This is a genomic window from Pseudomonas koreensis (assembly GCF_025447595.1).
Lineage (GTDB): Bacteria > Pseudomonadota > Gammaproteobacteria > Pseudomonadales > Pseudomonadaceae > Aquipseudomonas > Aquipseudomonas koreensis_H.
In genome coordinates this window covers 222175-233950 of record NZ_JAOEJU010000005.1, presented here as the reverse complement: position 1 = coordinate 233950, position 11776 = coordinate 222175, and the positions used below count along the sequence as shown (strand labels likewise).

The following is an 11776-nucleotide window of genomic DNA, read 5'->3' as shown; positions in this document are numbered from 1 at the left end:
CTCCCGTTTTTGTTCAACAAACTCAGCGCGGCGGATAGTTGGACAGGATCCGCGCCACGGTTTCGCGGATGGCGCCGCTGCGATCCGCCGGGTTCGGCGTGCGGCTGAGCATTTGCTCGTCGCTGCCACGCCACACCAGTTTGCCGTCCTTGCCGTCGAGCAGATCGACCTGAATGGTTGCCACCTTGTAGGTGATGTTGCGGGTTTCGTTGTACATCGGTGCACCCCAGTACCCGTTCCACGGGCCACCCCAACCGCCGCCGTAGTTGGTGGTCACCTGTTGCTGCCGGTCCTCGACGATCAGGTAAGTCTGCACAAACAGATCGCCTCGGGCACCCGAGGCGGCCGGGCGCAGACCACGCTGATCCAGTTGATCGGCGACGGCCTGACGGATGCGTTGTTCGGTCAGGTCGCTCTTGATCCGTGGATCGTCGGGGCGGTATTGCAGGGCGGGTTCTTTCCAGCTCCAGCTGCGATAAGCGGCAAAGTCGCGGCTGGCGTCGAAGTCATGATTGACCTGGTTGGCGGCGCAGGCACTGAGCAGCGCGGCCACGACCAGTAAAGCGAGACGGCGGAACATGGTTTTTCTCCGGTGGAAGACATGAACCTGAGGGAGCTTCTCAATTGCAGGAAGCTAACTGGGAGGATACGCCGACATGGCCTTTTCGACAGCCTCCCGAATCGCATCGGTGCGATCACTCTGTTTGCCCTGGGTGCCGGTTTCGGCGCTGGCGCTCCAGACCGGCTGACCGCTGCCGGCATCGAACAGATCGACCCGCACCACCACGACCTGCTCCTGGTAGGTACGGACGATCGGCACTGTGTTGTACATCCCGTAACCGCGGCCGTATCGGTCATAACCGCCGTATCCGCCGCCGTAAAAACCGTAATCGTCCTGCACCTGACGCAGGCGGGTTTCCAGGCTCAGGTTGGCGCTGACCAGCAGATCGGCCGGGCGATTGTCATGCAGCGGGCGCAAGCCGCGCTGGTCCAGCGCGCTGCTGACCGCCTCGGCCACTTGCGCCGAATCCGCCCAGGCCGTGCCCGGCGGCAACTGACCGTTGAGCCACGCCCAACTGCGATAGCGCCCGTAGTCACGAGGCGGCGCGGGATAGGCGCTGCGGTCGAAGGTAGTTGCCGCTTGCGGTGGTGCCGGCGGTAATGGCCGCGACTGAGCCACATAAGGGTTGCTGCCCTGGCAGGCGGCCAACCCCAGACAGATCAGCAGTAACCCTGAATGACCTTTCATATCTCGCTCCGATCAGATCGGCCGGCAGATCCAGTGCAAGTAGCGCCCAAGCCCGGCGAAGCTTGGGTGACGACGGTGGGCGAGCTCCATCTCGAGCAAATCAATCAATTCGGCGCGGGCCTGGAATTCCACCGGCATGTAATCGTGGAAAACCCGCACCCCGCTCTGGGTTTCGACCTGCCACAACCCGGCGAGTTGCGTTGCAAGTTCCCGTGGATCGAGTGGCTGCTGCGGGGTCAGGCTCTGTTTTTCACCGGCCATGTCGTTCTTGCGCATTTTCTTGAAATGGCCTTTGAGCAGGTTCCGGTAAATCAGTGCATCGCGGTTGTAGAACGCCAACGACAGCCAGCCGCCGGGCCTGGTCAACTGATGCAGCACCGGCAGGATCGCGTGGGGTTCGGCCAGCCATTCCAGCACCGCATGGCACAGCACCAGATCGTAGGGTTCGGTGAGCTGGCCGAGCAGTTCCTGCCAGGGCGCCTGAATGAACGTTGCGGTTTGCCCCGCTTCGGCAAAGCGCTGGCGTGCGCCTTCGAGCATCGGTTCGGCCGGTTCGGTGAACGTCACCTGGTGCCCGCGTTCAGCCAGCCACAGCGACATGTGGCCCAGGCCGCCACCGATGTCCAGCACCCGCAGCGGACGATCCGGCAAAGCTTCGGCGAGGTCAGCCTGCAGCACCGCGAGGCGGATCGCGCCTTTGGCACCGCCGTAGATTTTCTCGGCGAAGCGGGTCGCCAACTGATCGAAATGACGGTCGCTCATCAGCTGAACCGCCGTTCGCTGTCGGCGAGTTTGCTGCGCACCACTTCATTCATGTCCAGCCCCAGTTCGCTGCACAGCAGCAACAGATAGAGAACGATGTCGCCGACTTCCTGCCCGGCGTGGGCGAGTTTGTCTGCCGGCAACTCTCGGGACTGGTCCTCGGTCAGCCACTGGAAGATTTCCACCAGTTCGGACATTTCCACGCTGGCGGCCATGGCCAGGTTTTTCGGGCTGTGAAATTGCCGCCAGTCATTGCGGTCGCGAATGGCGTGCAGGCGTTCGGTCAGTTCAACAAGGTTCATCGGGTTCTCCTGAAGGCGTATAGCTTCGGGGGGATGCGGATTGAAGGCAAGGGGCAGTCGCCCGGATCCAAACCCTCTATGCTTGCAGGGAACTCGACCGCACCCGCTGCGGCCCAAGGCTCAGCTCTTTCATCAGGAAACAGACATGCAGGTAGAAAGCTTTTTCGAATGGCTGGGCCAGGCGCTCGGCTCGATCATCCGCTTCATCGTCGACGGCCTCAGCGGCCTGTTCAATCTGCTGGGCAACGCTGGCGGCAATTTTGTCGACGGGCTGTCGAAGGCGCTGGGCATGGACACGTCGATCATCAGCATCATTGCGCTGATCGTCGGCCTGATGCTGTTGTGGTCGGCAATCCGCGCGTTCATGAATGCCTCGATCATTGCCGGGATCATCTGGTTGCTGCTGGGATTGTGGCTGCTGAGCTGGATCATTCACTGACACCTCCCGCTACAATGCCGCTCCCCAAGGAGCCCGCATGTCCAACCTGATCGCCGACTGGCGCGACCGCCCGACCCATCGCCGGGTCTGGGCCCTCGCCGCCCCCATGATCCTCTCCAACATTTCCGTGCCGCTGGTGGCGCTGGTCGACAGTACCGTCATCGGTCACCTGCCTCACGCCCATCAGTTGGGCGCGGTGGCCGTGGGCGCCAGCCTGTACACCTTTCTGGCCTGGGCCATGGGTTTTCTACGCATGGGCACCACCGGTTTTGCCGCGCAGGCCGCCGGGCGCAGCGACGGCGCGGCCTTGCGGCAGATTCTGCTTCAGGGCCTGTTGCTGGCGATGGGGCTGGCGCTGCTGCTCGGAACGCTGGGCGTACCACTGAGCGGCGTTGCGCTGCATTTCATGCAACCATCAGCGGAGCTGGATCAACTGACCCGCGACTTCTTCCACACCCGACTGTTCGGGCTGCCGGCGGCGCTGGCCAGCTATGCGTTGGTCGGATGGTTCCTCGGCACTCAGAACGCCCGCGCACCGCTGGCCATTCTGTTGAGCACCAACCTGATCAACATCGTGCTCAACCTGTGGTTCGTGATTGGCCTGGACTGGGGCGTGGTCGGTTCGGCGCGAGCGTCGGTGATCGCCGAATGGAGTGGCGCCCTGCTCGGCCTGTGGATGACTCGCAAGGCGCTTCGTGCCTATCCCGGCCATATCGCCTGGGCCGCACTGAAGGTCTGGCAGAGCTGGCGCCCGCTGCTGGCGGTCAACCGGGACATTTTCATTCGCAGCCTGGCCCTGCAATCGGTGTTTTTCCTGATCACCGTGCAGGGTGCCCGGCTGGGCGATGCCACGGTTGCGGCCAATGCGCTGCTGCTCAACGGCCTGCTGCTGACCGCCCACGCGCTGGACGGTCTGGCCCATGCCGTCGAAGCCCTGTGCGGACACGCCATCGGTGCCCGTGATCGTCTGTCACTGCGCCGCTCGCTGGTGGTTGCCGGTGGCTGGTCGTTGCTGGCGAGCCTGGGCTTTGCGGCACTGTTTCTGTTTGCCGGTCACCTGTTTATCGAAATGCAGACCGACATTCAGAGCGTGCGCGAGACCGCATTCATCTACCTGCCCTACCTCGCCGTGCTGCCCTTGATTGCCGTCTGGAGCTATTTGCTCGACGGCCTGTTCATCGGCGCCACCCGCGCCCGGGAAATGCGCAACGGCATGCTGCTGACGGTCGCTCTGCTGCTGCCATTCGCCTGGGTGTTGAGCGGGCTGGGCAATCACGGGTTGTGGATTTCATTCCTGCTGTTCATGGTGCTGCGTAGCCTGACCCTCGGCACGTTAGCGTGGCGACTGCGGCGCAACGACGGCTGGTTCGCCGGCGCGGCTCATTGAGGCGGGCGTGTGCCGGATAAAACCGACAATCTGATCCAGCACCGGCGCCAGCCACCGCAGCGGCTGCGACAATGCAGCCACCAGCGTCATGTGATTCGGGCGGGAGTAGTACAAATCCTGCGCCGGCACGCCGACTTCGCGCAGGGTTCGCGCCAGGCCACCGGTATTGCGGGCCGGATCGACCAGGCTGTCCCGGCTCGCCGCTATCAGCAGCGCCGGTGGTGCACCGGCGCTGACATGCCGGATCGGCTGTGATTGAGGCGGTGAGTCCGGCCAGAAAAACACCGGACGCACTTGCGGGTTCCTGATCGGCAGAAAATCGTAAGGGCCGGCCAGGCCGATCCAGCCACTAAGGTCCGCCGGGGACATCCCGACCGCACCCAGCAAACGCGGATCCAGCGCCAGCATCGAGGCGTTGTAGGCCCCGGAGCTGTGTCCCATCAGGTACAGCCGCCGGGGGTTGCCGGAAAACTCATGGATATGGGCCTTGGTCCACGCAACGGCCCGGGCCCCGTCCTCAAGAAATTGTGGATAGCGAACCTGAGGGTACAACCGATAGTCCGCCACCACCGTCACGATGCCGCGTGAGGCCAATGCCTCACCGACAAAACCGTAATCACCGCGGTCGCCGCTGTTCCAGCTGCCGCCATAGAAAAACACCACCACCGGGGCGCCCATTGGCAGGTGGCGCGGCACGTAGACATCGAGCTCCTGACGCGGATCGTCGCCATAGGCAATGCTCGCGGTTTTGACGAAGGAGTCTTGCGGCGTCAGGGCGTCGAGTATTTCAAGCGGCGAACAACCACTGAGAATCAACAGCAGAAAACCCGCGGGGATCGCGCCGAACCAGTGCCGTAAAAAATGGGCCATGCGCGCGAAACCTCGTGTCAGGGTTGGTTGTTCTGCCAGCGGCGACGCAGATGTTCGAGCCGCTCCTGTTGGGTCAACCCTTGTGGCGGTTGCACCACTTCTGCGCGTGGATGCTGCAAGCGTAGCCACAACCAGTCGTCCAGCACGGCCCGATCGCTGAAACCCAGCGAAAGGCCCTGTTCAAGGTGGGAGGACAGTGTGCGGTAATCGGTTCCCGTCGATTGACTCCAGCGCCAGACATGTTGTTCCAGCAGGCAACGATGCAGGTGCTCGCGTTGATGACGGGTCAACCCCTGTTCAATCTGCAGTGGCTCGACGTCCAGCCCCGGATTGCGCAGTTGCTGCCATCCCAGGCTGCCGCTCGCCCGGTCGGCCCAGGTACCACCGAACCAGCGCAGCCATTTGATCGGTCCGAGCCAGCAACTCAATTGACGCGCATCACAGGCATCGAAAAAGTAACTGGCCGTCTGCCGGTCGTAGTAATTGAGCAGCGCACGATGATTCACGCCGACAGAAACCGTCAGCATCCGCTGTAAATGCGCACGCAGCGATTCGGTCGTGGCATCGCTGCCTAACAGCAACCCGCACCAGGTCTGCGGATCGGTGTGACACAGCGCCGACAGCGCCATGCATTCGCGCAGGTCGATCAACAATGGCCCCTGCTCGCTAACGGGCTGAAACTCCGTACCTTCAAACAGTTTCTGGCGGCGTACACCCGCGAACCCCTGACGCAGGGTAGTCAACGCCTGTGGTGCCTGTGCAGAGTCCAGCAACAACCACTGCGCATGCTGCCCCGGTGTCGCGGCGCTCATCTTCCTTCGCTCGTTTTCAGTCCGGCGACCACTCGGCAACTGCACATTGATGCGGCGCAATGCTTATAGCTGCCGCCCCCGGGGATCAGGCATAACAGCAATAATGGTTCGGCCGCTTTCAGCCAGTGCGACAGACCTTCGCTTGCCAGGTGGTCGGGCAGCGACAATCGTTCTTCTTCCTCAATGCATGCTTCGACTGCCGGGGCCTGCAAGACGCCACTGATCACAGGTTGCTCGGGATCGCCTTCCAGAAAACTCACCACCACCTCCAGACCTTCCTGCAACAGCGCCGACGGCACATCAGCCAGCGCCGGGGCAAGCGGCAGCCAGCAGTGGCTGGGACTTGCGCCTTCACCCTGATAAAGCCAGTCAAACTGAACGGCAACCGCGCGCGCGGGATCCGGTTGTTGCTCCTCGACCGACACGACCCAGGCACGCTGCGGACTGCGCATGCGACTCCTCAAACCCTCAGTGGACACCGGGACCACGGGCAGATGATCGACAGCAAAGATCCGGTTGCTGTAAGGCGGATCAAGCAACGGATCCGCCCGGTGCTCGATCCGGGTCAATAACCAACGGGTGTTGGCATGCGCAATGGGGTGACCGAACAACGCCAGCCATTGGCCGCTGCGCAGGGTAGCCTGATCGCACTCCCCTTGTGCCGTGCGGATGCACTGCAATCGCGTGCCGCCCCTGTGGGCGTGCTCGCTTATCTGCCAGCGACGCACTGTCAGCGGCGACCCGCGACCTTCACCGTCGAATCGCAAGACGCCCGCTCGCGGCAGCCGGGCCGGATCATCGCCGAACACCAGGCAATGTCCTCTGGCACCATGTTCGAAGTGAAAGTGAATCCGGGCCTGCGCGCACAACCGTTGCACCAGTTGCAGATCCGACTCGCCATACTGCGTGCAAAAAGTCCGGGACGGATGATCGGCCTGCAGTTCGAATCGGCGCCGGCTTGCGCTGATACCGTGCTCGCGCAGCACCTGATCCAGAATTTGCGGCACCGTGCGGTCACTGAAGATGCGCTGGCTGTAGCGCAGGCCCAGGCAACTCAACTGCGGCCCCAGCCGCGCCCGGCACAAACGGGGGCCGAGCGCATGTTCATGCTGGGCAAGGCTATGCAACTGCCCGTGCACGCCATTGCCAGAAGGCCCGAAACACAGGCGCGCCGGGCGATACATCAGACCGGCAAGGTCCAGATGAGGGTCATTGACCAGCAAGTCGATCTCAAATGCAAAAGGCTCGCTGATGGCTTCGAAACCCGTGAATGCCAGGACTTCAAACGGGGCGGACAGCCCCGCTACATCGAGACGAAACGACGGCTCGTGGGCTGGATCGAACATGGGCGATTCTCTACAGGGGGGGCGGCCGGGGATTCTCGCCGAGCGGCATGGCCGAGTAGAGTGCCGAAGTACAGATTCGGAAATGACCTACGCGAAAAGCAGACGACATCACTTTGCTCGCCTGAATGACAGTCGTTTCGCGAAAAGAAAAAGAAGAGTCTCACCAGGTCATCTGAAACGTCCGCTACGTGCGGGAAAATTTCAGACAACCTGATGGATTCGGAACCTGTCGTCAGGAAGACAGGTAGGAGGAGCGGGTCAGGCCCAGGCGCAATGCATCGAGGAACTGGGTGCGCTCGGTCGCGCTGATGCGGGCACTGGCGCACTTGTCGCGGTAGTGGGTCATCAGCTCTTCCGGCGACAGGTGCACATATCGCAGCATGTCTTCGATGGTGTCGTGGGTTTCGATACCTGCGTGATACACGCTGCCGTCGGCGTTCTGGTAGATGTTCACCGAGTCGGTGTCACCGAACAGGTTATGCATGTCGCCGAGAATTTCCTGATAGGCGCCGACCAGGAACACGCCCAGCAGGTAGTCTTCACCTTCGTTCAGCGCATGCACCGGCAGGCTGGTCTCGATACTCTGCTCGTCGACGTACTGGTTGATCTTGCCGTCGGAGTCACAGGTCAGGTCTTGCAGAACGGCACGACGCAGCGGCTCTTCGTCGAGACGGTGCAGCGGGATGATCGGCAGGACCTGATCGATCGCCCAGGTGTCCGGCAGGCTCTGGAATACCGAGAAGTTGCAGATGTACTTGTCGGCCAGCTTGTCGTTGAGTTCGTCCAGCACCTGACGGTGCGAACGCTGACGCGCCTTCAGCGAGTTGTGCAGACGGCGGCACACGGCGAAGTAGCACTGCTCGGCCAGGGCTTTTTCAGCCAGGGTCAGCTTGCCGTCGGCGTACTGGGCGGCCACGTCGCTCATGTAGTGGGTGGCGCGCCAGTAGGTTTCGGTGACCATTTCGATGTCGGTCGGGCCGAGCAGGTCAACCAGCCACTGCACGGTTTCCGGCAGTGCTTCCTTGTTCTCGATCTGCGGCACGTCGTCGTTGTGTTTCTCGACGTCAGTCACCTGCACCACCAGCATCGCGTGGTGCGCGGTCAGCGAACGGCCGCTTTCGGAAAAGATGTGCGGATGCGGCAGGGCCTGCGCGTCGCAGAATTCCTTGAGCATGCCGACCACAACACCGGCGTAGTCATCCATGTCGTAGTTGATCGAACTGGCGTTGCGCGAATGCGTACCGTCGTAGTCGACACCCAGACCGCCACCGACGTCGATGTGATCGACCGGCAGACCGAGGTTGCGCAGCTCGCCGTAGTAACGGATCGCTTCCTTGAAGCCGTGCTGGTAGTCAGCCAGGTTGGCAATCTGCGAACCCATGTGGAAGTGCAGCAGACGGATGCCCTGATCCAGGCCAGCCGCGCGGAAGCGCTCGACCACCGACAGCAGTTGCGCCGCCGACAGACCGAATTTGGATTTCTCGCCACCGGTGTCCGCCCACTTCGACGACGCCAGGGACGACAGACGCACACGCAGACCGACCTGCGGCTTGACCTTGAGCGAGGCGGCTTCTTCGATCACCAGACCGACTTCGGACTCTTTCTCGATCACGATGAACACGTTGTGGCCGAGCTTCTGACCCATCAGCGCCAGACGGATGAACTCGCGGTCCTTGTAACCGTTGCAGACGATGGTGCCGCCCTTCGGCGCCAGTGCCAGCACCGCCAGCAGCTCAGGCTTGGAGCCGGCTTCCAGACCGATGGAAACGTTCTGGGTGGCGATGATGTTCTCGATCACCGCTTCCTGCTGGTTGACCTTGATCGGGTACAGCGCGGTGTATTTGCTCTGGTATTCCAGCCGCTCGATGTTCGCATCGAACGCACCGGTCAGCTGACGGACGCGGTCTTGCAGGATGTCGGGGAAACGCACCAGCAGCGGCAAGGACAAGCCGCTCTTGCGCAACTGGTCGACTTGTTCGAACAGATCGATAGGCGAACTGCTCGGGCCGTTCGGACGAACTTCGACGCGACCGGCGTCATTGATCGCGAAATACCCGGCCCCCCAATGGCGAATCCCGTAAACACTGCGGCTGTCCGCAACTGTCCATTGGCTGCCATCGTCTTTGCGTGTGCGTCGTACGGACATCGAAGTCCCCTATAAAGAAGTCATAGTGCGTCGCCTGATCTCAGGCCGGCGCAGTCTAAAGAATGAAAATGACGGTTCGTCAGCGGGGCGGTAGACCGCGCTGACAGCGTTGAGTTTAGAAACCGTTCATGAACAGGCTCTGTGAAAACCATGGAAACGACGTCAGACCCAGGAACTCTGGAGCTGAATCAAGCCGCCGGTGGGTTTCACAGAGGCTGCTAGCCGCCGGACTTCTTCGCCTTGAAACCGTGCTTGACCAACTCGGCCAGAAGCAGCTCGACATGGTCGCCCTGAATCTCGATGACCCCGTCTTTGAGCGCGCCACCGGTGCCGCAACGTTTCTTCAACGTTGTCGCCAGCTCCTTGAGCGCGTCTTCGGCCAGGGGCACGCCGGTGATGGTGGTCACCGTCTTGCCGCCACGGCCCTTGCTCTCGCGGCGCACGCGGGCAATGCCGTCGCCAGCCGGGATCACGGTTTGTTTGCAGATACAGGCGTCCACCGGCTTGCTGCATTCCGGGCAATGACGACCTGCGTCGGTGGAAAATACCAGGCCGCCCAGGGCGGCGAAGGATGCGGCTTTTTTGGCCACCGGCAATCCTCTCGGGAGGACAAAGACTGATCGCAGCCTTGGGCAAGGCTATCGACCGCGAAGCCCCACTCAGGCAGGGGCAGCGCTACTGTGCCATCGGCTAATGAACGCGGGCCGGCACAGCTTGAAAAGGTCGCGCAGTGTAACGGCAAAAACGCCGATTGCTAAGTGCCAATCGGCGCCAATTTATGTGTTCTTTGCGACGTCGCTTTGCTGAGCCTTCAGATAGCGTTTCAACGCGGCCAGAGAGTCCGGGCAATAAGGCTTTTGCTGGATTTCCAACATGACCTGCTCGACCGGAATGAAGCGCGCTTCGAGCACTTCTTCGGGCTGCAGGATCAACGGCCCGTCCCACACCGCCGAAAACGCCGAACACCAGAGGCGATTGCCGGTGTCCTCGAAGTAGAAATGGTCGTGGGCCGTCAGCTCGACGCCGCTCACTCCCAACTCTTCTTCCAGCTCACGGGCCGCCGACTCGGCGTAGGTCTCATTCGCCTGCACCATGCCGCCCGCCGCCACGTCCCAGTAACCGGGATAAATGGCTTTGCTCAACGTACGCCGATGCACGCAGAGTTCACCGGCGGAGTTGAACAGCATGATGTAGGTGCCACGACCGATCAGCCCGCGCTCGCGCAGGTCGGCCCGTACCAGAGAGCCGAGCAGGTTGTCCTGCTCGTCGACCCAGGCGATCTGTTCGGCATCCGAGGCGGCGCGGTGGGCCGCCTCTTTGGCGCTGTCGTCCATGACTCAGCCCTGATTGAGCAGTTGACGCAAATCGATCACGGCGGCGTTGGCCCGGGAAATGTAGTTGGCCATCACCAGCGAGTGGTTGGCCAGCACGCCGAAGCCGCTGCCATTGAGGATCATCGGGCTCCAGACCGGCTCCTGGGATGCTTCCAGTTCGCGAATGATCTGACGCACGCTGACGGTCGCGTTCTTCTTCGCCAGCACATCGGCGAAATCGACCTCGATCGCGCGCAGCAGGTGCGACAGCGCCCAGGCCTGGCCACGAGCTTCGTAGAACACGTTGTCGATCTGCATCCACGGAGTCTCGACGACTTCCTCGTCGACCTGCGGCACTTCACCCACTGCCGGCACTTCGGTTTTCAGCGCAGTGTTGAGCTTGACCCGGCCAACACTGGCCGACAGGCGTTGCGACAGCGAACCCAGACGGGTGCCCACATCGCCCAGCCAGTTGTTCAGATTGTCGGCGCGGGCATAGAACAGTGCGTTCTTCTGAGTCGGGTCGGACAGGCGCGCCTGATAACGGCTCAGGGAATTGATGCCTTCCTGATATTCCGACTCGCTGGACGGCAGGACCCAGCTCTTGTTGTCGAAGTTGAAGCGCGGCTCAGCCTTGGCCAGGTCGGCGTCTTCAGCCGATTGCGACTGCGAACGGGCGAAGTCCTTGCGCAGGGCACGGGTCAGATCGCGCACTTGCACCAGTACGCCGTATTCCCAGCTCGGCATGTTGTCCATCCACAGGCCCGGCGGGAAACGGTCGTTGGAAATGTAGCCGCCCGGTTTGTCCAGCAAGGTGCCGGCAACGGTTTTCAGGGTTTCGACGGTGGTGTAGCCGACCACCATCTGCTTGCCTTCCTTCTCGGCGGCAACCTGGGCGTTCTGCGCCACGGGAAACAATGCGGGCTCCTGGCTCCAGTACCAGCCCAGGCCAATGGTCACCAACAGGTAAATGGCGACCAGCGTGGCCAGCGCGCGGCTGAACAACAGCCCGCCAACATAACTGCGCGCTGCCGACTTCGGCTCGGCGGCACGTTCAGGCGCGCTGCCCGCGCGGTTCTTCCAGTCCAGCATGGCGATATCCTTTCAAAACTTGGGTTCAACGGTTCGACCACAACCATACAACAACGTG

At 62.0% G+C, this 11776-nt stretch carries 13 protein-coding genes; 2 read left to right on the top strand and 11 right to left on the bottom strand.

Features of this window, described 5'->3' with window-relative positions; translation table 11 throughout:
- Positions 1–22 precede the first annotated feature (22 nt).
- Genes N8H71_RS09785 through N8H71_RS09770 form a run of 4 tightly spaced genes read right to left on the bottom strand, consistent with a single transcriptional unit; the run spans position 23 to position 2313 of the window.
- Complete coding sequence (locus N8H71_RS09785) at positions 23–580, bottom strand: DUF4136 domain-containing protein (RefSeq protein WP_262193823.1); 558 nt, start codon at positions 578–580, stop codon at positions 23–25.
- Positions 581–634: 54 nt separating this feature from the next.
- Complete coding sequence (locus N8H71_RS09780; protein WP_262193822.1) at positions 635–1249, bottom strand: DUF4136 domain-containing protein; 615 nt, start codon at positions 1247–1249, stop codon at positions 635–637.
- Positions 1250–1261: 12 nt separating this feature from the next.
- Positions 1262–2011 (bottom strand): methyltransferase, encoded by a 750-nt coding sequence (locus tag N8H71_RS09775; protein WP_262193821.1) that lies wholly within the window; start codon positions 2009–2011, stop codon positions 1262–1264.
- Complete coding sequence (locus N8H71_RS09770; RefSeq protein WP_011332275.1) at positions 2011–2313, bottom strand: MazG-like family protein; 303 nt, start codon at positions 2311–2313, stop codon at positions 2011–2013. The genes N8H71_RS09775 and N8H71_RS09770 overlap by 1 nt, the downstream gene beginning before the upstream one ends.
- A gap of 145 nt (positions 2314–2458) precedes the next feature.
- Here N8H71_RS09770 and N8H71_RS09765 point away from each other — a divergent pair, with 145 nt between their 5' ends.
- Together N8H71_RS09765 and N8H71_RS09760 are read left to right on the top strand one after the other, a co-directional pair.
- Complete coding sequence (locus tag N8H71_RS09765) at positions 2459–2752, top strand: hypothetical protein (protein ID WP_007951010.1); 294 nt, start codon at positions 2459–2461, stop codon at positions 2750–2752.
- A gap of 37 nt (positions 2753–2789) precedes the next feature.
- Entirely contained in the window at positions 2790–4139 is a 1350-nt protein-coding gene (locus N8H71_RS09760) for an MATE family efflux transporter (RefSeq protein ID WP_262193820.1), read from the top strand.
- Here the strand turns inward: N8H71_RS09760 and N8H71_RS09755 are convergent.
- The 7 genes from N8H71_RS09755 to N8H71_RS09725 form a co-directional block, all read right to left on the bottom strand.
- Entirely contained in the window at positions 4086–5009 is a 924-nt protein-coding gene (locus N8H71_RS09755; RefSeq protein ID WP_262193819.1) for an alpha/beta hydrolase, read from the bottom strand. The genes N8H71_RS09760 and N8H71_RS09755 overlap by 54 nt on opposite strands.
- Before the next feature lie 17 nt (positions 5010–5026).
- Positions 5027–5821, bottom strand: a complete 795-nt coding sequence (locus N8H71_RS09750; protein WP_262193817.1) for a DUF4123 domain-containing protein — start codon at positions 5819–5821, stop codon at positions 5027–5029.
- Positions 5818–7167 (bottom strand): type VI secretion system Vgr family protein, encoded by a 1350-nt coding sequence (locus N8H71_RS09745; RefSeq protein WP_262193816.1) that lies wholly within the window; start codon positions 7165–7167, stop codon positions 5818–5820. Before N8H71_RS09745 ends, N8H71_RS09750 begins: the two co-directional genes overlap by 4 nt.
- Before the next feature lie 232 nt (positions 7168–7399).
- On the bottom strand, positions 7400–9313 hold the full coding sequence (gene speA, locus N8H71_RS09740; protein ID WP_262193815.1) for an arginine decarboxylase: 1914 nt from the start codon (positions 9311–9313) through the stop codon (positions 7400–7402).
- A 218-nt stretch (positions 9314–9531) separates the two neighbouring features.
- Positions 9532–9903, bottom strand: a complete 372-nt coding sequence (locus N8H71_RS09735; protein WP_064379228.1) for a translation initiation factor Sui1 — start codon at positions 9901–9903, stop codon at positions 9532–9534.
- Positions 9904–10089: 186 nt separating this feature from the next.
- Positions 10090–10647: an NUDIX hydrolase gene (locus tag N8H71_RS09730; protein ID WP_262193814.1), complete on the bottom strand. Its 558-nt coding sequence runs from the start codon at positions 10645–10647 to the stop codon at positions 10090–10092.
- Between the two features lie 3 nt (positions 10648–10650).
- A complete protein-coding gene (locus tag N8H71_RS09725) occupies positions 10651–11718 on the bottom strand; it encodes a DUF2333 family protein (protein WP_262193813.1) in 1068 nt (355 codons plus the stop codon).
- Between the last annotated feature and the right edge of the window lie 58 nt (positions 11719–11776).